The sequence below is a fragment of the Allobosea sp. RIT-PG3_2 genome (genome assembly GCF_057321085.1).
In genome coordinates this window covers 82,066-105,932 of the sequence record NZ_JBXWCA010000002.1, presented here as the reverse complement: position 1 = coordinate 105,932, position 23,867 = coordinate 82,066, and the positions used below count along the sequence as shown (strand labels likewise).

At 66.0% G+C, this 23,867-nt stretch carries 22 protein-coding genes; 12 read left to right on the top strand and 10 right to left on the bottom strand.

Annotation, left to right across the window (positions count from 1 at the left end; genetic code table 11):
- Window positions 1-3: 3 nt before the first annotated feature.
- On the bottom strand, window positions 4-954 hold the full coding sequence (locus AC2FAN_RS06315) for an ABC transporter permease (RefSeq protein WP_485173124.1): 951 nt from the start codon (window positions 952-954) through the stop codon (window positions 4-6).
- A 22-nt stretch (window positions 955-976) separates the two neighbouring features.
- The gene (locus AC2FAN_RS06310) at window positions 977-2,629 is read right to left on the bottom strand and encodes a peptide ABC transporter substrate-binding protein (protein ID WP_485173123.1); all 1,653 of its coding nucleotides are present in this window, start codon (window positions 2,627-2,629) and stop codon (window positions 977-979) included.
- A 211-nt stretch (window positions 2,630-2,840) separates the two neighbouring features.
- On the opposite strand from AC2FAN_RS06310, the gene AC2FAN_RS06305 reads away from it, so the two are divergent.
- Window positions 2,841-3,485 (top strand): cupin domain-containing protein, encoded by a 645-nt coding sequence (locus AC2FAN_RS06305; RefSeq protein ID WP_265051714.1) that lies wholly within the window; start codon window positions 2,841-2,843, stop codon window positions 3,483-3,485.
- A 15-nt stretch (window positions 3,486-3,500) separates the two neighbouring features.
- Here AC2FAN_RS06305 and AC2FAN_RS06300 read toward each other — a convergent pair whose 3' ends face one another.
- The 6 genes from AC2FAN_RS06300 to AC2FAN_RS06275 all read right to left on the bottom strand — a co-directional run bounded on the left by AC2FAN_RS06300 (window position 3,501) and on the right by AC2FAN_RS06275 (window position 9,133).
- A complete protein-coding gene (locus tag AC2FAN_RS06300) occupies window positions 3,501-4,556 on the bottom strand; it encodes an NAD(P)H-dependent flavin oxidoreductase (RefSeq protein ID WP_485173122.1) in 1,056 nt (351 codons plus the stop codon).
- A 58-nt stretch (window positions 4,557-4,614) separates the two neighbouring features.
- Window positions 4,615-5,811 (bottom strand): YbfB/YjiJ family MFS transporter, encoded by a 1,197-nt coding sequence (locus tag AC2FAN_RS06295; RefSeq protein ID WP_485173121.1) that lies wholly within the window; start codon window positions 5,809-5,811, stop codon window positions 4,615-4,617.
- An 84-nt stretch (window positions 5,812-5,895) separates the two neighbouring features.
- Window positions 5,896-6,147, bottom strand: a complete 252-nt coding sequence (locus AC2FAN_RS06290) for a tautomerase family protein (RefSeq protein WP_476806289.1) — start codon at window positions 6,145-6,147, stop codon at window positions 5,896-5,898.
- A gap of 11 nt (window positions 6,148-6,158) precedes the next feature.
- Window positions 6,159-6,869, bottom strand: coding sequence for an SDR family NAD(P)-dependent oxidoreductase (locus AC2FAN_RS06285; protein ID WP_485173120.1), 711 nt, complete (start codon window positions 6,867-6,869; stop codon window positions 6,159-6,161).
- Window positions 6,870-7,014: 145 nt separating this feature from the next.
- The gene (locus tag AC2FAN_RS06280) at window positions 7,015-7,950 is read right to left on the bottom strand and encodes a LysR family transcriptional regulator (RefSeq protein ID WP_265051719.1); all 936 of its coding nucleotides are present in this window, start codon (window positions 7,948-7,950) and stop codon (window positions 7,015-7,017) included.
- Between the two features lie 259 nt (window positions 7,951-8,209).
- On the bottom strand, window positions 8,210-9,133 hold the full coding sequence (locus AC2FAN_RS06275) for a LysR substrate-binding domain-containing protein (protein WP_485173119.1): 924 nt from the start codon (window positions 9,131-9,133) through the stop codon (window positions 8,210-8,212).
- A 109-nt stretch (window positions 9,134-9,242) separates the two neighbouring features.
- On the opposite strand from AC2FAN_RS06275, the gene psrA reads away from it, so the two are divergent.
- From psrA to phnE, 4 genes are all read left to right on the top strand, one after another.
- Window positions 9,243-10,334, top strand: coding sequence for an iron-containing alcohol dehydrogenase PsrA (gene psrA, locus AC2FAN_RS06270; protein ID WP_485173118.1), 1,092 nt, complete (start codon window positions 9,243-9,245; stop codon window positions 10,332-10,334).
- A gap of 77 nt (window positions 10,335-10,411) precedes the next feature.
- Complete coding sequence (phnD, locus tag AC2FAN_RS06265; RefSeq protein WP_265051722.1) at window positions 10,412-11,290, top strand: phosphonate ABC transporter substrate-binding protein; 879 nt, start codon at window positions 10,412-10,414, stop codon at window positions 11,288-11,290.
- Window positions 11,291-11,320: 30 nt separating this feature from the next.
- Window positions 11,321-12,133, top strand: coding sequence for a phosphonate ABC transporter ATP-binding protein (phnC, locus tag AC2FAN_RS06260; protein WP_265051723.1), 813 nt, complete (start codon window positions 11,321-11,323; stop codon window positions 12,131-12,133).
- 18 nt (window positions 12,134-12,151) lie between these two features.
- Window positions 12,152-12,955 (top strand): phosphonate ABC transporter, permease protein PhnE, encoded by an 804-nt coding sequence (gene phnE, locus AC2FAN_RS06255; protein ID WP_265051724.1) that lies wholly within the window; start codon window positions 12,152-12,154, stop codon window positions 12,953-12,955.
- A 177-nt stretch (window positions 12,956-13,132) separates the two neighbouring features.
- Here the strand turns inward: phnE and AC2FAN_RS06250 are convergent, their stop codons facing one another.
- The gene (locus tag AC2FAN_RS06250; protein ID WP_265051725.1) at window positions 13,133-14,011 is read right to left on the bottom strand and encodes a LysR substrate-binding domain-containing protein; all 879 of its coding nucleotides are present in this window, start codon (window positions 14,009-14,011) and stop codon (window positions 13,133-13,135) included.
- A gap of 108 nt (window positions 14,012-14,119) precedes the next feature.
- Between AC2FAN_RS06250 and AC2FAN_RS06245 the strand changes: the two genes are divergently transcribed.
- The 7 genes from AC2FAN_RS06245 to AC2FAN_RS06215 all read left to right on the top strand — a co-directional run bounded on the left by AC2FAN_RS06245 (window position 14,120) and on the right by AC2FAN_RS06215 (window position 22,858).
- Complete coding sequence (locus tag AC2FAN_RS06245; protein ID WP_476806294.1) at window positions 14,120-15,265, top strand: 2-aminoethylphosphonate--pyruvate transaminase; 1,146 nt, start codon at window positions 14,120-14,122, stop codon at window positions 15,263-15,265.
- A gap of 11 nt (window positions 15,266-15,276) precedes the next feature.
- Complete coding sequence (phnA, locus tag AC2FAN_RS06240; RefSeq protein WP_485173117.1) at window positions 15,277-16,530, top strand: phosphonoacetate hydrolase; 1,254 nt, start codon at window positions 15,277-15,279, stop codon at window positions 16,528-16,530.
- Between the two features lies 1 nt (window position 16,531).
- Window positions 16,532-17,983 carry a phosphonoacetaldehyde dehydrogenase gene (gene phnY / locus AC2FAN_RS06235; protein ID WP_485173116.1) on the top strand — a complete coding sequence of 484 codons (1,452 nt, stop codon included), beginning with the start codon at window positions 16,532-16,534 and terminating at the stop codon, window positions 17,981-17,983.
- Window positions 17,984-18,092: 109 nt separating this feature from the next.
- A complete protein-coding gene (locus tag AC2FAN_RS06230) occupies window positions 18,093-19,112 on the top strand; it encodes a putative 2-aminoethylphosphonate ABC transporter substrate-binding protein (RefSeq protein ID WP_485173115.1) in 1,020 nt (339 codons plus the stop codon).
- A 131-nt stretch (window positions 19,113-19,243) separates the two neighbouring features.
- Window positions 19,244-20,335: a putative 2-aminoethylphosphonate ABC transporter ATP-binding protein gene (locus tag AC2FAN_RS06225; protein WP_485173114.1), complete on the top strand. Its 1,092-nt coding sequence runs from the start codon at window positions 19,244-19,246 to the stop codon at window positions 20,333-20,335.
- Window positions 20,332-22,047 carry a putative 2-aminoethylphosphonate ABC transporter permease subunit gene (locus AC2FAN_RS06220; protein WP_476806298.1) on the top strand — a complete coding sequence of 572 codons (1,716 nt, stop codon included), beginning with the start codon at window positions 20,332-20,334 and terminating at the stop codon, window positions 22,045-22,047. Before AC2FAN_RS06225 ends, AC2FAN_RS06220 begins: the two co-directional genes overlap by 4 nt.
- Before the next feature lie 73 nt (window positions 22,048-22,120).
- Window positions 22,121-22,858, top strand: coding sequence for a metallophosphoesterase family protein (locus AC2FAN_RS06215; RefSeq protein WP_485173113.1), 738 nt, complete (start codon window positions 22,121-22,123; stop codon window positions 22,856-22,858).
- A gap of 16 nt (window positions 22,859-22,874) precedes the next feature.
- Here AC2FAN_RS06215 and AC2FAN_RS06210 read toward each other — a convergent pair whose 3' ends face one another.
- Window positions 22,875-23,744, bottom strand: a complete 870-nt coding sequence (locus tag AC2FAN_RS06210) for a LysR substrate-binding domain-containing protein (protein WP_485173112.1) — start codon at window positions 23,742-23,744, stop codon at window positions 22,875-22,877.
- Between the last annotated feature and the right edge of the window lie 123 nt (window positions 23,745-23,867).

The following is a 23,867-nucleotide window of genomic DNA, read 5'->3' as shown; positions in this document are numbered from 1 at the left end:
GCCTCACTCCATCCTGATCCGCGGATCGACCAACGCGTAGAGCAGGTCGGCGAGCAGCGAGCCGAGCATCACCATCGCGGCCGAGAGCATCAGGATGCCCATCACGACGGGGTAGTCGCGATAGGCGATGGAATCGAGGAAGAGCCGGCCCATGCCGGGCCAGGTGAACACGGTTTCCGCGACCAGCGCGCCGCCGAGCAGGGTCGGGAATTGCAGGCCGGCGACGGTGATCATCGGCAGCAGCGCGTTACGCAGCGCGTGCCGCGACAGGACGTTCCACTCCGGCAGGCCCTTGGCCCGCGCCGTGCGGATGTAGTCCTGGCCGATCACGTCGAGCATGGAGGAGCGCATGAAGCGCGCCCAGATCGCCATCTCGACGAGAGCCAGAACCAGCGCCGGCGCGATCAGGTGATGCAGCAGGTCGAGCACGGAGTCGTCGCCGACCGTGTGGCGGTTGCCGGCCGGCAGCCAGCCGAGCGTGACGGAGAAGATGTAGATCGTGACCAGCCCGAACCAGAAGGTGGGTATCGAGAGCGCGATCATCGCGCCGACGGTCGCGAGCGTGTCGAACAGCGAATAGCGGCGGATCGCGCCGAGGATGCCGATCCAGCAGCCGAGCAGGCAGGCGATCAGCGTCGCCGTCGCCATCAGCTCGAAGGTGGCCCGCAGATGCGAGCCTATGGTGACAAGCACGGCCCCGCCGTCGCGATAGGACGTGCCCCAATCTCCCTGCAGCATGCGCCAGAGCCAGTCGGCGTACTGGACCGGCAAGGGCCGGTCCAGGCCAAGCTGGCGCGAGATCCGCGCGATATCCTCGGGCGACATCTGCGACGACAGCGCGAACTGCGACAGCGGCCCGCCCGGCGCCAGATGCAGGATGGCGAAGCCGAGCATCGAGACGATGAGCAGGAGCACAAGCGCCTGCCCCAGCCGGCGAATGAGATAGGGAACCATCGCAGCGCGACCCGTCCGGCGCTCAGGCCCAGTACCACTCCCGCATGTTCCAGCAATTGGACGAGGTGTTGATGTTGGGCGCGAAGCCCTGCAGCCCGTCCTTGGTGCCTTCGGCGATCACCGACTGGAACAGCGGCAGGATGGCGAGATCGTCGCGGATCAGCTTCTGCAGCGCGCCATAGGTCGCCTTGCGCTCGGCGAGGTCGAACTGCGCCGCGCCTTGGGCCAGCAGCCGGTCGGCCTCCTTGTTCTGGTACTGGTAGGTGTTGTAGCCGCGCCCGCCCTTGGCCGGGATCGCGCTGGAGCCGAAGCGCGGCGTCACGTCGGGGTCGCTGCCCAGCATGAAGTTGACGCCGACGATGACCGACTGGAATTTCGACTGCTGCCAGAAATCGCCCCAGATCACGGCGGCCGGCATGTTGTTGATGCGCAGCGAGGCGCCGATCGCCTTCCAGTCCTGCATCAGGAGCTGCTGCGTCTGCTCGCGCACGGCGTTGCCGCTGGTGGTCGAGTTGGCGAATTCCAGCCGGACGCCGCTCTTCTCGCGGATGCCGCCGGAGCCGCGCTTCCAGCCGGCCGCGTCGAGGATGGCGTTGGCCTTGGCGGGATCATAGGCATGGGCCGGCAGGTCCTTGGTGAACGACCAGGCCTGTTGCGGCACGAAGGATTCCGTCGGCATCGGCAGCCCGTAGTTGAGCGCGTCGATCAGCCCCTTCTTGTTGATGCCGAGATAGAGGGCCTCCCGCACCGCCCGGTCGGCGAGCGGGCCGAATTCGAGATTGGGCGCGATGTGCTCGATCGACGCCATCGGCGAGACCGTGATCTTGCGGCCCGGCAGGGTCTTCGCTTCCTTGACGAAGTTCGGCAGCACGCCCTGGATGCCGGTGTAGTCGATCTGGCCGGTGCGGAACTGGGTGTAGAGCACGGTCAGATCGGGGACGTATTTGAAGACGATCCGCTCCAGGAACGGGCCGCGCCCGTGATAGCTCTTATTGGCGAGGAGCTGGATGTGATCGCCCGGCACCCGCTCGCCCCAGCGGAAGGGGCCGGTCCCGACCGGCGCATTGTTGAAGGGCGAGGCATTGGGGTCGGACGCCTTCTCCAGCGCGTGCCTGGGCACGATGAAGAACAGCGACAGGATCGACATATAGGGCGAATAGGCGCTCTCCATGCGCCAGTGGATCTCGTCGGGAGCCACCACCTTGATGTCGTGGACGAGGCTGTGCCCGACCCGGTTGCGGGCGCGGAAGGCGGTGTTGTTGACGAGGTCGATGCTGAACTTGACGTCCTCGGCCGTGAAGGGCGTGCCGTCATGCCATTTGGCGTCGTTGCGCAGCTTGACCTTCCAGGTCAGGCCGTCGGCGGAGAGCCCGCCATTCTCGACGGTGGGAACCTCCTTGGCGAGGTCGGCCTGGAAGCGGCCTTCAGGGTCGATGTACCAGAGCGTGCTGAAGAGCTGCCACCAGACGCCCTGATCGACCTCGATGCCGGGCATCAGCGGATGGAAGACCGTCGGCTCCTGCGACAGGCCGGCGACGACCTGGCCCTTCGGTTCGGACGGTGGCTGCGCGGCTCGCAGCGGCAAGGGCATGCCGATGCCGGCTGCCAGCCCCATGCCCATCCCCAGAGCGCCGCGGCGCGTCGGGGCCGTGACTCCAGAATATCCGTCAGACATGATGTGCCTCCTCCTGCGAACCCGGTTCCCGCACTTCGCAACGTGTTTGACACGTTTCCTGCGAACGGAATTTCAATCCCTCTAACTTTTGTTATGCTGACTTCAACATGGCTGAAAAAACCTGTCAATCTTGCCAACGCACTCCGTCGCCGTCATCTCGGGATCGAGCGGCTGTGCTAGGCGTTTCAGGAAACATGCTGAGAGGCGATCGATGAGCAGGCATGATGCTGGACCGGATTCCCTGGACAAGGTGACCAACGAGCCGATCGTCGTTCCCGAGGACGCCGAGCACCGGCTCGGCGAGACGGTCCGGCTTTTGCGCCAGCGCGCCGGCTTGTCGATTCAGGAGGTCTCGCAGCGCACGGGCCTGTCCACCGGCATGATCAGCCAGCTCGAGCGTGCGCTGGCCTCACCCTCGATCAGGAGCCTGCGGCTGCTGAGCATCGCATTGGGCGTGCCGATCTCCTATTTCTTCGAGCCGCATGCCCCCGACCCGTCGTCGCGATACGTCGTGCGCCGGAACGACCGACGCCTCCTCCGCCTCACGGCGAGCGGCGTGCTCAAGGAATCGCTGACGCCGGCCCAGGGCGGCGCGCTCGAGATCTACGAGCTGACGCTCAATCCCGGCGCGTCGTCGGGTGCCGATTTCGTCCAGCATGTCGGAGAGAAGGCGGTCTACGTTCTCGCAGGCCGTATCCGGATCTGGCTCGACCATGAGCCCCATGTCCTGGATGCGGGCGACAGCGTCTGCTTCCCCAGCACGGTGCCGCACATGTTCGACAACCCCGAACAGACCGTGGCCCGCGCGATCTGGGTCACGACCTTGCATTCCGGCACGCCGTCGCGGGGCAGCTGAGATCGCAGTCGGATATCAACCGCTCTCGCCCATCAGCATCCTCGTCAGGACGGAAGCCAGCATGGGCTGCGCCAGGGGGAAGGACTGGCCGGCCCAGATCGGGCTGAAATCATCGCTGCCGGCCTTCTCGGCCGCGCTGCGCAGCGGGCCGATCGCACCGCCCGCGGTCGGAAAGGCCGGGGCCTCCTTCGACAACGGCCCGAGCTCGGACATCAGGCGGTTGACGATGCCCCGCGCCGGCCGGCCCGTGAACAGATTCGTGACGGCTGTCGGCCGGTCGGGCGAGCCGAGCGCCCGCCGATGGACGTCGGATATGCTGGCCTCGGGCGTCACCAGATAGGCTGTGCCGACCTGCACGCCCGCCGCCCCCAGCGCGAATGCGGCCTCGACGCCGCGCCTGTCGGAAATGCCGCCCGCGGCGATCACCGGCACCGAGACGGCATCGACGATCTGGGGGACCAGCGCAAAGGTTCCGATCTGTTCGGACATCCTGTCGGTCAGGAAGCTGCCGCGATGGCCGCCCGCTTCCGCGCCCATGGCGATGACCGCGTCGGCACCGCGCTCGATGAGCCAGCGCGCCTCGGCCACCGTGGTGGCGGAGGCGATCACTACGGCACCGGTGCGCTTCACCCTGTCGAGCAGATCTGCCGGCGGCAGGCCGAAATGAAAGCTGACCACCTCAGGCCGATAATCCTCCACGACGGTCGCACTCGTTGCGTCGAACGGTGTTCTCCCGCTCGGCGCCTTCGGCATGTCCGGATCGAGGCCGGCTTCGGCATAGTAGCCGGTGAGCTGCGAGAGCCAGGCGGCCTGACGCGCAGGGTCGTCGGCAGGGTTGGTGTGGCAGAAGAAGTTCAGGTTGATCGGGCGCGACGTGCCCGCCCGGACCCGGTCCAATGCCGCCCGCAGGCCGCGCTCGTCATATTGCGCGCTCGGCAGCGAGCCCAGCCCACCCGCCTCGCTGACGGCGATGACCATCTCTGGTGTCGTCGCGCCCGCCATCGGCGCCTGGATGATCGGCAGCTCGACGCCGAGAAGCGCCGGCAGCCTGGATTGATATGATGTGGTCATCGTCGTTCCTTTCGCGGTTCCGGCCGATTGTCGGGCCTGTTCGGACACATCCATGATCTCAGGCGGGGCTTGATGTCGCCCGCGTCGCCGCCTCCCGAGCGGCTGTCTCCGCCAGGTCGACCCGTCGAGGCTCCATCTTGGGCAGGCTCAGTGCAGCCGCAGTCAACAGGACGAGGCCGGCCACGAGAAGCGAAGCGTCGAAGGAACCGCTCGAAAGGTAGAGGGCATTCGCAACGAAGGGGCCGGCGATCTGCCCTGCACCATAGGCGAGCGTCATCACGGCGATCATGTCGAACCGGACGAGCGTTGCGACCCTGCGGGCCGCCGGCAGCGCGATCGTGACGGTGCCGACGAAGGTTCCGCCGACGATGAGGGCGCTGGCGACATAGGCCACGGGATGATGCAGCACCGGCAGGACAACGCCGACAGCCTGCACGCCCAGGTTCGCCGCGAGGCTGACGTTGCTGCCCCAGCGCCGATGCAGCGCGTGCCAGAGGAAGCAGGACGGCACGGCGCCCAAACCAAAGAGCGCCCAGATATGCGCGGGATCGACCGAACTCAACGCGTTCCGCACGAGCAGTGGCAGATAGGTTGCGGTGATGATGTAGCCGAAGCCCGCCAGGCCATAGACGATGGTCAAACGGTAGGGTCCGAGCAGGCCGCCGATCGCGGTCGCATCGGAGGTCGGCGGCCGCTCGTCCCGTTCCGCCCGGGACTGAAGCCACAAGGCGACCGATCCTAGAACAAGCGACACCCCGCCCAGCAGAAGCCAGAGCGATCGGCTCGGCAGCGCCGCGGCGTGCCCGGCTGCGATGATCTCCGCGGAGAGCAGGATGCCGATTCCGACGCCTGCGAACAGTGTTGCCACTTCATGGGAAAGGCCGCGATCGTGAAGGAGCCACTGCGCCGCCGCGACCATGGCGATTGCGCTCGACACGCCTGCCAGGCCGCGAACCAGGATAACGAGCGGGGGAGACAAGGGCAGGCCGAGCAGGCCGAGCAAGGCGGCCGTCGTCAGCACCGCCAGCGCACACATCGCCCGGCTTGAGCGGGTCGGCCACAGGCTCAGAAGCAAGGCGCCGATCAGATAGCCGGCGTAGTTGGCCGAGGCGGCATATGAGCCTGCCTCGACGCTGATCTGCTGCTCGGCGACCATCAGGGGATAGAGGCCAGTGAATGCAAAGCGCCCGAAACCCATGCCGATCGCCAGCACCAGCGCACCGGCCAGGGCGGTTGTCCGGTCATTGCGAGACATCGATACTCTCCGTGATGGTCAGCTCCGCAAGTCGCCGCCCGGCGGCTCGGCCGTTCGATGCCGAGCCGCGCGGGTAGGGGGTGTTCAAGCCCCGGCAGGGCGAATTTGGCTCGCTGCGCGCCGCTTGCGGTATTCCGGGACAGGCAAGCCGCCCCAGCCCCAGTTGGCGAGCTCGACCTCCTCGATCACGACGAAGGTCGAGTCGAGCGGCTTGTTCAGTACGTCGAGCAGAAGCTGGCTGACGCCGGCGATGAGCTGCGCCTTCTCCTCGGCCGTGACAGAGGCGCGGCCGGGGCCGGAGCCTTCCTGCGTGACCTGTATGGTGACGATCGGCATGGCCGTCTCCCTCAGTGCCCGGCGCTCTGGCCGCCATCGACATGCAGGATCTCGCCTGTGACGAAGCCGGCGCCCTCCAGGAACAGCACGGCCTCGACGACGTCCCGAATGTCGCCCATCCGCTTCACTGGATGGAGGTTGGCCAGAAATTCATACGTCTGCGGCGCGTGCATCGGCGTCTTGATCACGCCCGGCGAAACCGCGTTCACGCGGATGCCCCTGCCGGCGTATTCGATCGCCAGCGCCTTCGTCGCCGCGTTGATCCCGCCCTTGGTCAGGTTGGCGAGCACGGTCGGGACGCCGGCGATCGCATGGTCGGTGAGGCTGGTGGTGATGCTGACGATATGGCCCGAGCCCTGCTTCAGCATGATGCCCGCGGCTTGCTGCGTGATGTGAAAGAAGCCGGCGAGATTGGTCGCGATCTTGCTGTCGAAATCCGCGAGCGTGTAGTCGGTGAAGGGCTTGGCGATGAAGAGGCCGGCATTGTTGACCAGCGTGTCGACGCGCCCGAAGCGGGCCAGCGCCTCGCGGATCACGGCCTCGGCCGTCGCGGGATCGGCGATATCTCCGGGGATGGCCAGGATATCCTCGTCGCCGCTTTGCTTGATCGAGCGCGACGTTGCGACGACGCGATAGTTGCGGTCACGAAATCCCTTGACCAGCCCGGCGCCGATGCCCTGCGAGGCACCGGTGACGATGGCGACTTTCCGTTCGTTGCTCATGATGATCCTCTGGCCTCCGCCTGTGAAGGAGATGGCTGGTGCCCAGCCCATCTCGTTCGGTGAGGATCATTTTGGAGGTTTCGCGGATCGTTTGAATGCCCGCCGTACGGTAGACATTCTTCCCTGAAGTGGAAGAATGTCCGGGTCAGTCGTCCAGCGCGACCGCTTCTGCCGTGAGCCGTGCAAAATCCGCCCGCAGTCGCGGTACCGCGAAATCCAGGAACGCCCGGACTTTGGGAACCGTCGAGCGCCCCTGCGGCAGCAGCAGATTCACGGGTCTGGCTGGTGGTTCGGTCCCCCGCAGCAGGAGCTGCAACGAGCCGTCCTGAACGCGTTCGGCGACCTGATAGGTGAGGAGACGGGTGACACCCAGCCCGCCGACGGCGGCGCCGAGAGCCGCCCGCACGCTGTTGACGATCAAGCGTGGCTTGAACTGAACGGAACGCGCTATGGATCCGCCCTTGGGCGGCGAGAAGACCCAGCTATCTCGCCCGAAATCGGTGCAGGCGATGATGCTGTGCCGGGTCAGGTCACCCGGCTCGTCGATGCGGGGATGCTGACTCAGATAGCGCGGAGCGGCCACGATCACCGGCCTCACCTCACCGCCGATGCGGATGGCCGTCATCGAGGAATCCGGCAGTTCCAGCACGCGCAAGGCGATGTCGATGCCCTCCTCGATCAGGTTCGCGCTGCGCGCGAACAGGACGAGATTGACCGATACGGCCGGGTAAGCCTCGATATAGGCGTCGATGATCGGGCGCAGGATCTCCTCGCCGCTGACCGTAGGCGCCGTGATCGTCAAGGTTCCGCGCGGCGCGGCCCGTTCGCCGGCCCCTATGGCCTCGGCCTCCTGCAGATCGACGAGGATGCGGCGGCAGGCGGCGGCGTAGCGCTCGCCGATCTCGCTGAGCTTGATGGCGCGCGTGGTGCGGTGGAGCAGCGTCGCTCCCACCTGCCGCTCCAGAAAGGCGATCGCCCGGCTCACAGCCGCCGGCGACCTGCCGAGCTGACGCCCCGCACCGGCGAGGCTTCCCTCATCCAGGGCGGCAACGAAGACCTTCATCGCCTCTATGCGATCCATGCGGTGTCAGAAGCCTCGTGAGATCAAGCCGAGTCAATTTAGGCGATCGAAGACGCGCTGGGTATGAGCTCTGCTGCAGCCATCGGCAGCAAAGGCGGTGCAACTCCGAGGCGATGAGGAAGGCACGGTCGCCAGCAGCGCGTTGAGGCCTGCGAAACGCTGCCCGAGATCCACTCCACATCGATGTGCACCGGCTCCCCCAACGACCGTTGCAAAGGACCGCGATGGCCATCGCTGGAGCGCGCGGTCGCCTGAGCGATCATGGCAGCCGATCGGCGCGTGATTCCTGTCGACTGATGCGCGCGGCGGCGTCGAACATCTCTCTCATTCCGCGGACAACGGTGAGGAAGGCGGTAATGACCCGGCTGGCTTCCCGCTGCTTCAGCACGACGACATGCGCATAGGTGTAGACTTCGGCCCCCTCGATCGGGATCAGCCGCAAGTTCTCGTCGGGCACGAACTCCGCTTCCGAGACGTAGCTGATGCCAAGCCCGCGAATGACCGCCTCCCTCACCGCCTCGCGGCTGCCGATCTCCATCACGAGTCGTGGTTTCGTGTTCGTCCTGGCAAGGGCGTTCTCGAAGGCGCGGCGGGTCGTCGAACCCAGTTCCCGGACGATCATCGGCTCACTTTCCAGCTCCGTCAGTCGGATACTGCTGCGGTCGGCAAAGCGATGATCGCGCCTGACGAAGAGCGCCACCGGATGGCGCCGATACGGAATGGTCAGCAGCCGGTCGTCCTCGTCGATATAGGCGAGGACCGCGACGTCGCATCGGTAGCTGGCCAGGTCATCGAGGACTTCGGTCGAATTGCCGATCTTCACCGCAAGCTCGATGCCCGGATAGGCCTGATTGAAGGCGGCCAGCATCTCCGTGACGTGAAACGGGCCGACGGCGCTGATCGAGAGACGGCCCGTCCGGAGCTCGCGCGTTTCCGACAGGAAGGCGAGTGCCTCGGCCTCCTCGGCGAAGAGGCGGGTGGTGATGGCGAGAAGCTGGCGGCCGGTATCGCTGAGTTCGCGCCGTCGGCCGCGCTTGACGAAGAGCTCGACGCCGAACTCCTCCTCCAGCGCGCCGACCTGCGCGGTCAGGGTCGGCTGGCTGATGTTGAACGTCTCGGCTGCGGCATTGAAGCCTCCGGCGTTCGCGACATTGTGGAAGGAGCGCAGCTGGGTATAACGCATAGCAAATTTCTATCTATAACGATCAAAAAATCAATTTGTTATGATGGATGAGCTCTGTGAGCATCCTCGAAACGGTGTCGGCAAGGCACCTGTAGCGAGGGCGGAAGGCATGAGCTGGGCGTACTGGAATCCTGTGAAGATCCGGTTCGGGTCTGGCCTCTTCGATGAGGTCGCGAAGCTTGTCGGCACCCGGCGCTGGGCCCTCGTCACTTATGACCAGCCGATCTTCCACGAATTGTCCGCCCGCCTCGCGAAGGCTGCCGGCGCTCCGGTGGTCACCATCAGCAACATCGAAACCAACCCGGACTGCGCGGATCTGGTCGAATCCTGCCGGCAATTCGGCGCGGCTTCGCAGGTGCCCGAGGTCATCGTCGCGCTCGGCGGCGGCTCGATGATCGATGCCGCCAAGGTGCTGGCCGCCAGCGGCGGCGACTTCGAAACGGTGCGGCGCCATCTCGTCGACAAGGTGCCCCTCGACGCCGAAACGATCGTCCCGATCATTGCCGTGCCGACGACGGCGGGAACCGGAAGCGAGGTCACCTCCTGGGCGACCGTCTGGGATTCGGCCAATGGCAGCAAGTACTCGCTCGCCCATCCGCGGCTCTACCCCGAGACGGCGGTGCTCGATCCGGTCCTGACTGTCGGCGCACCGCGCGGCCTGACGCTGGCGACGGGGCTCGACGCGCTGTCGCATGCGCTCGAAAGCATCTGGAACGTCAACGGCAATCCGGTTTCAGCAAACTACGCGGTCGAGGCCGCGCGCGAGATCATCGATACCCTGCCGCGCCTGCTGGAGCGGCTCGACGACGTCGAGCTCAGGGCGCGACAGATGCGTGCCAGCCTGCTGGCGGGCCTCGCCTTCTCGAACACCAAGACGGCGCTCGCCCACAACATCTCCTACGACATTACGCTGAAGAGCGGCACGATCCACGGCATCGCCTGCTCCTTCTCGCTGCCGATCGTGATGCGCTGGGCGACCGGCGTGCAGCCGCAATGCGATGCGGCGCTGCGCCGTGTCTTCGGGGCCGATCTGGAGCAGGGCGCCGAGCGGCTCGATGCTTTCCTGCAAGGTCTGGGCGTCAGGACGGACCCCGCCGCCTACGGTGTCTCGCCGGCCGAATGGGACCGTCTGGTCGACAAGGCCATGCAAGGCGAGCGCGGGCGCAACTTCATCGGGAAACTGGCCGCCAAAGCAGCCTGACATTTCGCGGATCCGGGCAATCGCGCCCTTCGTTCACCGGCAAGGTCAAAGACCACCGGCTCATCTGGGAGGATGACATGAACATATCGCGTCGGAAGATCATCACGAGCGCTCTCGCCGGAGCAGGCGCTGCGCTGGCCATGCCGAACATCGGCCGTGCCCAGACGAAACTGATCAAGGTCGGCCTGATTCCCTCCGAGGATTCGCGCGCCATGCTCGAATCCAGCCAGCAGCTTCTGGACGCGCTGGAGAAGAATCTCGGCATCAAGGTCCAGGGCTTCGTCGCCTCGGACTATAACGGCGTCATCGAGGCGATGCGCTCGAGCCATGTCGACGTCGCCTATCTCGGACCGTTCTCCTATGTGCTCGGCACGACGGTGGCGCCGATCGAGGCTTTCGCCACGGCGGAAACGGCGAAATCCGGGCGGACCTTCTACCACAGCCAGATCATCACCCGGAAAGACAGCGGCATCAAAGAGGTCAAGGACCTGAAGGGCCGCACCTTCGCCTTCGTCGATCCGTCCTCGACCTCGGGGCACCTCTTCCCCAAGGCCGGGCTGATGAAGATCGGCTTCGATCCCGAGAAGGATTTCGGGCGCGTGCTCTTCACCGGTTCGCATGATGCGAATGCGCTCGCCGTCGCGAACAAGCGGGTCGACGCCGCGACGATCGCGGACCGCATCTTCGATGCGGCCGTACAGAAGAAGCTGGTCGATCCTGCCGACATCCACGTCGTCTGGCGTTCCGATCCGATTCCGGAGTCGCCGACCTGCTGGCGCAAGAACCTGCCCGATGATCTGAAGCAGCAGATCAAGGGCGCCTTCCTGAACATCCGGGACATCACCTGGGCCGATCAGGGCAAGCTCAACCGCTTCGTCGAGACCAACGACCAAGCCTACGACATCATTCGAGACACGGCCAAGGTGCTGAAGCTCGACCTGGTCAAGATGAAGTAGTCGCCCAGCGCGACCGGCGGAGGATCTCGGATGATCAAGATCGAAGGCCTGAAGAAGTCGTATGCCGGGCGCCCCGTTCTGCAGGGTATCGACCTCACCGTGAAGGCCGGGGAATTCCTCGTCGTTCTCGGCCCGAGCGGCGCCGGCAAATCGACGCTGCTGCGCTGTATCAACGGCCTCGCGCAGCCCGATGCGGGGCGAACCGTGATCGACGGCATGGTGTTCGATGCGAAGCGCCGCGCACGGGGCTCGCGCCCCGTCGCGATGATCTTTCAGCACCATAACCTGGTGAAGCGCCTGTCCGTGCTGAAGAACGTGCTGGTCGGCCGCATGGCCGGCCTGTCGTCCATCCTCACCATGCTGCAGCTCTTCCCCAAACGGGACGTCGAGATCGCGATGGAAGCGCTGGCGCGCGTCGAGCTGCCGCATAAGGCGAACTCGCGCGGCGACCAGCTCTCCGGCGGCGAGCAGCAGCGCGTCGGCATTGCCCGCGCGCTGGCGCAGCAGCCGGCGGTGATCCTCTGCGACGAGCCGGTCGCGAGCCTCGATCCGAAGACCTCCCGCGTCGTCCTCGGCTACCTCAAGGCGATCTGCAAGGAGGAGGGCATCGCGGTGATCTGCAACCTCCATCAGGTCGATTACGCCGTCGAATTCGGCGAACGCATCGTCGGCCTGAGCGGCGGCAAGGTGATCTTCGACGACACGCCGGACCAGCTGACGACGGAGATCGTGCACAAGATCTACCCCGGGCTGGAGGATCCCGGCATCAGCCGCGTGCTGAAGCCGCGGCCCGCACCGCAGCCCGCCGTCATCACCCCCATGGTCGCCGTCGCGACGGCTTGAACGAGACAGGATCCGGCCATGTCATTCGGTAGCTTGCAACTCGTCATGCGTCCGCCCCAAGGCCGTTTCGGCTGGTGGGGCGTCGCGCTCGCATCCCTCGCGATCGTCGCCTTCCTCTGGTGGGCGGCGATCGGTTCGCAGATCAACGCGACCAATCTCTGGAACGGAATCCCCTATATGTGGGACTTCCTGGTCCGGATGACGCCGCCCAATCCCGAGTTCCTCGAACGGCTCTGGAAACCGGCGCTCGAAAGCCTGCAGGTCGCCGTCTGGGGCACCCTGCTCGGGGTCGTGCTGGCACTGCCGATCTGCTTCTTTGCCGCGCGCAACCTGACCCCGAGCCCGGCCGTCTTCCATGCGACGCGGCAATTGCTCAACTGCATGCGCGGCATCAACGAGATCATCCTGGCGCTGATCTTCGTGGCGGCCATCGGGCTGGGCCCCTTCGCCGGCGTGCTCGCGCTCGCCATCCACGGCGCCGGCATGCTCGGCAAGTTCTTCGCCGAGGCGATGGAGGATATCGACGAGGGGCCGCTGGAGGCCTTCCGCTCGGCCGGAGTCGGCCCGTTCCAGACCTTCTTCTTCGGCGTGCTGCCGCAGGTCCTGCCGACCTGGCTCGGCACCATCTTCTACCGGCTGGAGACCAATGTCCGGCAGTCGACGGTGCTAGGCATGGTCGGCGCGGGCGGTATCGGCTTCGAGCTGGTATCCTCGATGAAGCTCTTCAAGTACCAGGACACCGCCACCTGCATCCTCGTCATCCTCGCGATGGTGCTGGTGGCCGACCTGGTCTCGTCTCGCGTCCGGGCGCTGATCCGCTGACCGGCGCGGCAGGGACTTCGATCTGAGCCTGCATCCGAGGGTTGGGCGCAAGCGGGCGGACTTATGCCCGTCCGCAGTGCGACGGCCAGCCGCTGCTCGGGCCTCGTGATTGGAATGAGCGGCACCTTGCCGATCATGGCGCAAACCCGCTGCCGCCGCAGCGGGTTTGAATGTCGCCTAGACCCCATCGATGATTTGCGGGACCGTCTCGAAGAAGCTCCGGACCAGCGGGAGGCGCCGCCGCTCCGCCCGGCAGGCGACATACTCGCCGACGCTGAAATCGGCGCCCGTCAGGATCAGCCGCTTCAGATTCGGCTCGGGCCTGAACTCGGCTTCGAAGACGACGCCGATGCCGAAGCCGGCGGCGACGGCCTCCCGGACGGCTTCGCGGGACTGCACTTCGAGCAGGTTCATCGGCTTGACCCCGGCCATCGAAAGCCGGTTCTCGAAAACCTCCCGGGTGATGGATCCCCGCTCGCGCAGGACGATATCCTGGCCGGCAAAGGCCTCGATCGGGATGCTGTCGTGCCGCGCCAGCTCGTGATCCGCCGCGATGAACGCGACCAGATGATCCGATCGCAGCTTGATGCTGTAGATGCGCGGGTCGGAGTTCGGGCGGGCCGTTATGGCGACGTCGGCCGCGAAATCCATGATCTGATCGACCACTTCGGACGAGTTGCCGATGGTCAGGGAAAAGGTCAGGCCGGGGTAATTCGCGCGCATCCTGGCCAGGGCCGGCATGACATGCGTCGCGCTATCGGCCGCGATGCGCAGGTGACCGCGCTGCAGGGTTCGCGTGCCCGCCAGGAGCGCCTGCGCCTCGTCCTGCGCGGTGAACAGCCGTGCGGTAATCACGAAGAGGCTTTGGCCGAGCGGCGTCAGCCTGACGTGCCGCCCCATCCGGTCGAAAAGGCGCACGCCATACGCATCCTCGAGCGCCTTCACCTGCGCCGACAGCGTCGGCTGGCTGAGATTGCGGGCCTTTGCCGCGCCGGTGAAGCTCTCGGCTTCGGCCACGGCATGGAACGCGGCAAGGCCGGAATAACTGACGATCATTGCTATAGATCCTGTCTATAGATGACATGCAAACGATGTATTGGACCTATGTCAAGGCGGCGTTCTAGCGTGGGCCATCCGCTGAAGAAACAAGAGCGAGACCGCGCCATGGCCCAAGTCCGACGCCCCGCAACCTCCGAGACCGGCGATCCGCTGCTCCTGACGCCGGGGCCGCTGACGACCAGCAAGGCCATCAAGGAGACGATGGTTCATGACTGGGGCTCCCGCGACGCCACATTCGTCGGAATCAACAAGGCGGTCATGGACGAGCTGCCCAAGGTCATCCACGGCGAAGCGGATTTCGTCACCGTGCCGATGCAGGGTTCGGGCACCTTCGCCGTCGAGGCGATGCTGACCACTTTCGTGCCCCGTGACGGCAAGATCCTGGTCCTGATCAACGGCGCCTATGGCCAGCGCGCCAAGCGCATACTGGAGATCGCGGGTCGCTCGGTGGTCGCTCATGAGACGGCCGAGGACACGCCGCCGGATCTGGCGGAGATCGACCGCATGCTGGTCACCGATACCGGCATCACCCATCTCTTCGCGGTTCACTGCGAGACGACGAGCGGCATCCGAAACCCGATCGAGGCCATCGCGGCGCTGGCCAAGCGCCATGGCCGCCGGCTGCTGGTCGACTCGATGAGCGCCTTCGGAGCCCTGCCGCTCGACAGCCGCGAGATATATTTCGACGCGGTCGCGGCGTCGTCGAACAAGTGCATTCAGGGCGTGCCCGGGCTCGGCTTCGTCATCGCCCGCAAGAACGCCCTCGCCGAGACCCAGGGCAACGCCACCACGCTCGTGCTCGATCTTCACGACCAGCATGCCGGTTTCGAGCGCACCGGCCAGTACCGCTTCACCCCGCCGATCCACGTCATCGTCGCCTTCCACGCGGCGCTGCAGGAGTTCTGGGCCGAGGGCGGCGTTGCCGGGCGCGGCGAGCGCTATGCCGAGAACGCCCGCATCCTGATCGAAGGCATGGAGGGGCTCGGTTTCCGCACGCTGCTGCCGGCCGCGCGGCAGGCGCCGATCATCGTCACCTTCCACATGCCGGAGGACAAGCGCTTCGTCTTCCAGCGCTTCTACGACGCGCTGAAGGACGCCGGCTACGTGATCTATCCCGGCAAGCTCACTGTGGCCGACAGCTTCCGTATCGGCTGCATCGGGGCGCTCGGCGCTCAGGACATGCGGGCCTTCGTCGCCACCGTGTCGGATGTGCTCGCCGAGATGGGCGTCGGCCTGAAGTCGGCCGCTTGAGGGAGGTGATGATGAACATGCATTCGAAGGTCGGATCGGATGTCGTCGCGAACGGCCGGGGCTATGCCCGCCCGCAGCGTCCGACAGTGGTGATCTGCATGGACGGCTCGGAGCCGGCCTATATAGAGGCTGCCAGCGCGAAGGGGCTGACGCCCAACCTCGACCGGATCATGCGGACGGGCGCGAGCACGCATGCCTATTCGGTGATCCCGAGCTTCACCAACCCGAACAACCTCTCGATCATCACCGGCCGTCCGCCGGCGGTCCACGGCATCGCCGGCAACTTCTTCTACGACCGCGAGGCGAAGGAAGAGGTGATGATGAACGATGCCCGCTTCCTGCGCGCGCCGACCATCCTCGCCGAGTTCCAGAAGTCTGGCCTCAAGGTCGCGATGGTCACCGCCAAGGACAAGCTGCGCACCTTGCTCGGCAAGGGCCTCGACTTCACGACCGGCACCGCCATCGCCTTCTCCTCGGAGAAGGCCGACAAGGCCAACAAGGCCGAGAACGGCATCGAGAGCGTGCTCGACTTCGTCGGCATGCCCGTGCCGTCGGTCTATTCGGCCGATCTTTCCGAGTTCGTCTTCGCCGCCGGCGTCAAGCTGCTGGAGAGCTTCAAGCCGGACCTGATGTACCTCTCGACCACCGACTATGTGCAGCACAAGGCGGCGCCCGGTTCGGAGATGGCTGATGCCTTCTACGCCATGTTCGACGGTTATGTCGGCAGGCTCGACGCGCTCGGCTGCACGCTCGTGATCACAGCCGACCACGGCATGAACGACAAGCATCTGCCCAATGGCGAGCCGGACGTCGTCTACCTCCAGAGCCTGATGGATGAATGGTACGGCAAGGGCACGATGCGCGTGATCCTGCCGATCACCGATCCTTACGTGGTCCATCACGGCGCGCTCGGCTCCTTCGCCACGGTCTACCTGCCCGATGGCGCCGACCAGGTGGAGGTCGCGGCCCGCATCTCCGGCCTCGACGGCATCGCGCTGGCGGTGACGTCCGCCGAGGCTTGCGAGCGCTTCGAACTGCCGGCCGACCGGATCGGCGATGTCGTGGTCGTCTCGACCCGACAGAAGGTCATCGGCACCTCGCCCGACAGGCACGATCTCTCCGGCCTGACCGAGCCGCTGCGCTCGCATGGCGGCATCACCGAGCAGCGCGTGCCGATGATCGCCAACCGGCCGATCACCGTCCCCGAAGGACGGGTCCTGCGCAATTTCGACGTCTTCGACGTCGCCCTGAACCTGGTGAACTGAGATGAACGCGACGGTGAGGCCGCCGGTGCGGCGCGAGGCGATGCGCATCGCCGGCAAGCTGGTCACGACCGACGACATGCTCGAGGTCAGGAACCCCTATGACGACAGCGTCGTCGGGCTGATCCCGGCGGCAAGGCCCGAGCATGTGCGCGAGGCCTTCGCCCAGGCGAAGGCGTTCAAGCCGAAGCTGACTCGCTACGAGCGCCAGCAGATCCTGCAGAAGACGGCCGAACTGCTGCGCGACCGCAAGGAGCTTTTCGCGAAGCTGATCACAGCCGAGGCCGGCCTGTGCTGGAAGGACTCGCTCTACGAGGCGAGCCGCGCCTACGACGTCTGGTCCTTCGCGGCCCAGCTCACCATCAAGGACGATGGCGAGATGTTCTCCTGCGACATCTCGCCGAACGGCAAGGCGCGCAAGATCTTCACCACGCGCCAGCCGCTGCTCGGCGTTATCTCGGCGATCACCCCGTTCAACCATCCGCTCAACATGGTCAGCCACAAGCTGGCCCCGGCGATCGCGACCAATAACCGGCTCGTCCTGAAGCCGACGGAGCTGACGCCGCTGACCGCGCTGGCGCTGGCCGACGTGCTCTACGAGGCCGGGCTGCCGCCGGAGATGCTCTCGGTCGTCACCGGCAATCCCTCGACCATGGGCGATGCCATGATCACCGATCCCGACGCCGATCTGGTGACCTTCACCGGCTCGGTCAGGGTCGGCAAGCACATCGCCGCCCATGCCGGCTACAAGCGCATCGTGCTGGAACTTGGCGGCAACGATCCGCTGATCGTCATGGAGGATGCCGACCTCGACAAGGCGGCGGAGCTCGCCGTCACCGGCGCGACCAAGAACTCGGGCCAGCGCTGCACCGCGGTCAAGCGCATCCTCGTCGTCGAGAGCGTCGCCGACGCCTTCTCCAAGCTGGTGGTCGAGAAGGCCAGGAAGCTGAAATGCGGCGACCCGATGGACCCCGAGACCGATGTCGGCTGCGTCATCAACGCCCGCTCGGCCACGCTTTTCCAGGCTCGCGTCGACGATGCGGTGAGCAAGGGCGCGCAGGTGCTCCACGGCGAGCGCGCGCAGGGTGCGCTGTTCCATCCGACGGTGGTCGACCACATTCCTTATGACTGCGAGCTTGTGCACGAGGAGACCTTCGGTCCGGTGATCCCGATCGTCCGCGTGCCCGACGACATTGCTGAAGTCATCCGGATCTCGAACTCGACCGCCTACGGCCTGTCCTCCGGCGTCTGCACCAACCGCTTCGACTACATCCAGCGCTTCATCGCCGAGCTCGAGGTCGGCACGGTCAATGTCTGGGAAGTGCCGGGCTACCGGATCGAGATGTCCCCCTTCGGCGGCATCAAGGATTCCGGCCTCGGCTACAAGGAAGGCGTCGTCGAAGCCATGAAGAGCTTCACCAACGTCAAGACCTGGTCCCAGCCCTGGACCGCCTGAAGGCGAAGAACGACCGAAGCCGGCGGCTCGACCCGCCGGCTTTTCCAAATCCAGGGGAATGAAGCGCCGGAAGAGTGCCCAAACTGAACGTAATGAGGGGATGAGAACAATGAAGAGCTGGCTTGCTTCCTGTGTTATCGGCGCTTTCGCACTCGCACTTCCGGGCGCTGCGCAGGCACAAAAGACGAAGGTGACGATCTACACCGCGCTGGAGAGCGACCAGCTCGGGCCGTTCAAGGCTTCCATCGAGAAGGCCGTGCCCGACGCGGAAGTGGTCTGGGTTCGCGATTCCACCGGCGTCATCACGGCCCGTTTCCTGGCCGAGAAGGACAATCCGCGTTCCGACATGGTGATGGGCCTCGCCGCGTCGAGCCTGCTGATGTTCGAGAAGGCCGGCCTGCTCGAAACCTACAAGCCTGCCGGCGCCGATGCGCTGAAGCCGGTCTTCCGGGACGGTAACGCTCCCTACACATGGACCGGCATGGACGCCTATCTCGGCGTCGTCTGCTACAACACCGCCGAAGCCAAGGGCGTTGCGGTGCCGAGCTCGTGGAAGGACCTGCTCAACCCGGCATTCAAGGGCAAGATCGTGATGCCCCATCCTGCGTCCTCCGGAACCGGCTATCTGATGGTCGCGGGCTGGCTGCAGAGCATGGGCGAGGCCGAGGGCTGGAAGTTCATGGACGGGCTGCACGAGAACATCGCGGCCTATCTGCATTCGGGTTCGGCGCCCTGCGTCCAGGCGGCGCGCGGCGAGCGCACCATCGGCCTGGCTCTCGACATGCGCGGCGCCGCCGAGAAGACCAAGGGCGCGCCGATCGAGGTCGTGATCCCGAAAGAGGGCGTAGGCTGGGAGATGGAAGCGAGCGCCATCGTCAAGGGCTCGAAGAACCTCGCCGTCGCGAAGAAGATCGCCGACTGGTCGACGACCAAGCAAGCGAACGAGCTCTACTCGAAGACCTATGCCATCGTGGCTGCGCCGGGCGTCGAGAACAAGCCGACGAACTACCCCGCCAACGCCGAAGCCGGGATGATCAAGAACGACCTGTCCTGGATGGCGGATAATCGTGAGCGTGTGCTCGCCGAATGGTCCAAGCGCTACGAATCCAAGGCCGCGCCAAAGAACTGAAGGCTGCCAAACCGCCCCGACCCGCTGAAGCGGGCGGGGCGGTACAGCTTATGCAAGCGCGGGGGTGACGGACTCAAGCCCTTGCTGGCCCTCCAGGCATAGTGCCGGGCGTTCAGAGGAAGGTCTTTACGATGACCACGAACACGAACCCTTTTCTCTCGATCCGCAAGGTCGCGAAGAGCTTCGGCGCCTTCCAGGCCCTGCGCAGCATCGATCTCGACATCCGTCGTGGCGAATTCGTCTGCTTCCTCGGCCCTTCCGGCTGCGGCAAGACGACCCTGTTGCGGGCGATTGCCGGCCTCGATCTTCAGGACAGCGGCAGCATCCATATGGGCGGGCGCGATGTGTCCCGCGCGAGCCCGTCGGAACGCGATTTCGGGATCGTCTTCCAGTCCTATGCGCTGTTTCCCAATCTGACGGTCACGGACAATGTCGGCTACGGCCTCGTCAACCGCCGCCGTCCTGCGCGTGATATCGCCCGCCGCGTCGACGAGCTTCTGGAACTGGTCGGCCTCACGGATCAGGGTAAGAAATACCCCATCCAGCTTTCGGGCGGGCAGCAGCAGCGCGTGGCGCTCGCCCGCGCGCTCGCGACCTCGCCGGAGCTTCTCCTGCTGGACGAGCCGCTCTCGGCGCTCGATGCCAAGGTCAGGGTGAGGCTCCGCGACGAGATGCGTTCGCTGCAGCAGCGTCTCGGCGTGACCACGATCATGGTCACGCACGACCAGGAGGAAGCGCTCGCCATGGCTGACCGCATCGTCGTGATGAGCAACGGCGCCGTCGAGCAGGTGGGCACACCCGAGGAGATCTACCGCCGCCCGGCGACGCCCTTCGTCGCGGACTTCGTCGGCCACATGACCTTCCTCGATGCGATCGTCACCGGCCCGGGCCGTGTACGTGTCGATGAGCTCGATCTTCTCGTCGCCAATGCCGCGCCCTTCGCGGTGGGCACGCCGGTGCGGCTCGCCATGCGCCCCGAGGAGGTCCGCACCCGCAGCATCACCGCCGACACGCCCAACAGCTTCGAGGCGCGCATTGGCGATCTCGCCTTCCTCGGCTCCTATTGCCGGGCGCATCTGGAGCCGACCGGCTCCCGCACGACCCGCATCGCGGCCGATTTCTCGACCAATGCGATGCGCGATCTCGGCATCTCGCCCGGGCAGGTGCGCGCGGTCGCCTTCCCGCCGGAAGCCCTGCATGTCTTTGCGGGGAGCGGACGATGAGCGACGCCGCTCGTCCTCTCGCCATGACCGCGCCGGCCGTGAAGGTGTCGCCGCCTCGCATCAGCGAGCGTCAGGTCGCCGGGGCGCTGATCCTGGCGCTCTGTGCCGTGCTGGTCCTCATCATCGCCCTGCCGCTCTGGGCGCTGCTCTCCAAGAGCCTCGAGGATGTCGACGGCCGCTTCGTCGGGCTGGCGAACTTCGTCAGCTATGCGACGACGCCGACGCTGCTCTCCTCGCTCACCAACAGCCTGTTCGTTGCCAGCATAACCACGGCGATCGTGGTCCCCGTCGCCTTTCTCTATGCCTATGCCCTGCGCCGGAGCTGCATCCCCGGCAAGGGCCTGTTCTATGCCGCGGCGATGATCCCGGTCTTCGCGCCCTCGCTGCTGTCGGGCCTGGCGCTGATCTACATCTTCGGCAATCAGGGCATCCTCAAATCCTGGATGATGGGCGCCTCGCTCTACGGACCCGTCGGCATCATCGCCGCGGAGGCGCTCTACAGCTTTCCCCACGCCATGCTGATCCTCGTCACGGCGCTCGCATTGTCCGACGGGCGGCTGCGCGAGGCGGCCGAGGCGATGGGCACCACGCGCTGGCGGATCTTCCGCACGATCACCCTGCCGGGTGCCCGCTACGGCGTGATCAGCGCCGCGTTCGTGGTGTTCACCCTCGTCATCACCGATTTCGGCATTCCCAAGGTGATCGGCGGGCAGTTCGGCGTGCTCGCGACGGACGCCTATCGGCAGGTCGTCGGCCAGCAGAACTTCCCGATGGGCGCCGTCGTCGGCATCATCCTGCTGGTCCCGGCCGTGCTCGCCTTCTTCGCAGACCGCGTGGTCCAGCGGCGGCAGAGCGCAATGCTCTCGGCCCGGGCCGTGCCCTATGCGCCGCGCCCGGACCGGCGCCGGGACCTCACCTTGCTCGGTTTCGTCGCGGTGATGGCGCTGGCCATCGTCGGGCCCTATGCGATCGCGTTCTGGGGCTCCTTCGTCAAATACTGGCCCTACAACCTCTCGCTGACGCTGGGCAATTACGACTTCGCGGCAGTGGAGCCCGACGGCTGGGCGACCTATGGCAACTCGCTGCTGCTCGCCTCGCTGACGGCGGTGATCGGCACGGCGCTGATCTTCACAGGCGCCTATCTGATCGAGAAGGTGAAGCTGTTTCCGCAATTGCGCGCCTTCGCCCAGTTCCTGGCGATGCTGCCGATGGCGGTGCCCGGCCTCGTGCTCGGCCTGGGCTATGTCTTCTTCTTCAACGCGAACTGGAACCCGCTCGGCTTCCTCTATGGGACGCTGACGATCCTCGTGATCAACACCGTCGCGCATTTCTACACGGTCGGGCACATCACGGCGCTGACGAGCCTGAAGCAGCTCGACGGCGAGTTCGAGTCGGTCTCCGCCTCGCTGAAGGTGCCGTTCTGGTCGACCTTTCGGCGGGTGACCGCGCCGATTTGCCTGCCGGCGATCCTCGACATCGCGGTCTATGTCTTCGTCAACGCCCTGACCACGGTCTCCGCCGTGATCTTCCTCTATGGCGCGGATACCAAGCTCGCCTCGATAGCGATCGTGCATATGGACGAAGCCGGGGCGATGGCCTCCGCCGCTGGCATGGCGAGCGTCATCATGCTCACCGCCATCGCCGTCAAGCTCGCTCATGCCGGCCTCGATCGGCTTGTCTTCGGCCGCCTGCAGCGCTGGCGCGACCGCTAGCGGTGCCGGCGTGACAGGGCGGACGGCGAGATAGATCCTTCGTTTTCTCGACTGTCCAGCTGAGGATCCAGACATGCGCCTTGGCGTCATCGCCGACATTCACGGAAACCTGCTGGCGCTTGAGGCCGTCCTTGCGAAGCTGGATGATCTCGGCGTCGACCGGATCGTCAATCTCGGCGACTGCGCCTCCGGCCCGCTCTGGCCGGCCGAAACCGTGGCGCTGCTCCGGTCGCGCGGGATGAGCCATGTCCGCGGCAATCATGATCGTGCCCTCGGTGCTCCATCGCCCGAGGGGCTCGGAGCGTCCGACGGTTTCGCATGGCGCGCGCTCGACGCCGATGCACGCAGCTGGCTCGCCGGGCTGCCGGTCGAGCTCAGGCTCGGAGAGGCATTCTGCTTCCATGCCAGCCCGGGCTGCGACGACACCTATCTGCTGGAGGAGGTCCGGGACGGCCGCCTCCTGCCGGCCCCGATCGCCACCATCGAGGAGCGGCTGGCAGGGCAGACCGCGCCCCTGATGCTCTGCGCCCACAGCCATCTTGCCCGCGCGGTGCGGCTGGGCTCGGGAGCCATCGTCCTCAACCCCGGCAGCGTCGGAAACCCGGCATATCACTCGCTGGGGCCGGCCCATGTCGCAGAGAGCGGCATGCCCCACGCCCGTTGCGCGGTGGTCACGACCGGGGCGGGCATCGTGGCGGAACTTCATCTCGTCGACTATGACTGGGAGAGGGCGGCGCGCCAGGCGGATGCGAACGGCCGCCGGGACTGGGCCTACGCCCTGCGGACGGGCCAGGCGCTGCCTGGGGGCTGAAACCGGCGCGGCGCCGTCAGGCCCGCATCGCGCGCGCCATGTCGAAGAACGCCTTGATGGCCTTGCTGTTGCGGCGCTCGTGCAGGCAGATCAACTTCTCCTGCATCGCGAGCGGGGGGCCGTCGAGCGAGAGCCGGACGAGTGCCGGATCGTCGTCGCCGAACTCCGCCTCCGATACGAAGCCTATGCCTCCACCCGCCGCGACGATCGCCCGCACGGCCTCCCGCCCTTCCGCTTCGACGGCGCAATGCAATGCGACGCCAAGCTCCGCCGCGCGCTGTTCGAGCAACTGGCGTGTGCGCGAGCCGGGCTCGCGCAGCACCAATGGCAAGGCGCCGAGCTCGTTGAGCGAAAGGCTTTTCCGCCCGGCTGCCGGATGGCTGCGGGCGGCGAAAGCGATGATCGGCGAGACGTTGAGCGGCAGCACCTCGAATGGCCTGTCATCGGCCAGCTCTCCGAGGACGCCGATCTCCGCATCGTAGCCGATCAGCGTATCGACGACGCTGCCGGTATTGCCGCGCGAGATGCTGATCTGGATGCCCGGATGGCGCTCGCGGAACGCCGTCAGCACGTCGAGCACGTGATGGACGGAGTCGGCGACGATGCGCAGCGCGCCGGACCGCAGCGAGCGCTCTTCCTGCAACATGTCGAGCGCCTCGGCCTCCGCTCCGAACAGCCGGTGCGTCAGGGCCAGCAATCGCCGGCCGGCCGCCGTGAGCACGACCTGCCGGTGACTCCTGCTGAACAAGGCGACGTCGTACTCCTCCTCCAACCGCCTGACCTGGTCGGAGATCGCCGGCTGGGTGAGGTGCAGGGCTTGCGCCGCCTTCGAGAAGCCGCCGGCCATCGCGACATGATGGAAGGCGCGGAGCTGGACGTAGCGCATGGAAAATGTCCGGAAGCGATGTATCGTCAAAATTTATAATAGCATCTGAATTAACGATTTTTCAGATCGAAGAGAAATCGGCCATCCTGTCTCTCGACCGGCCGCGAGAGCCGCGACAAGGGA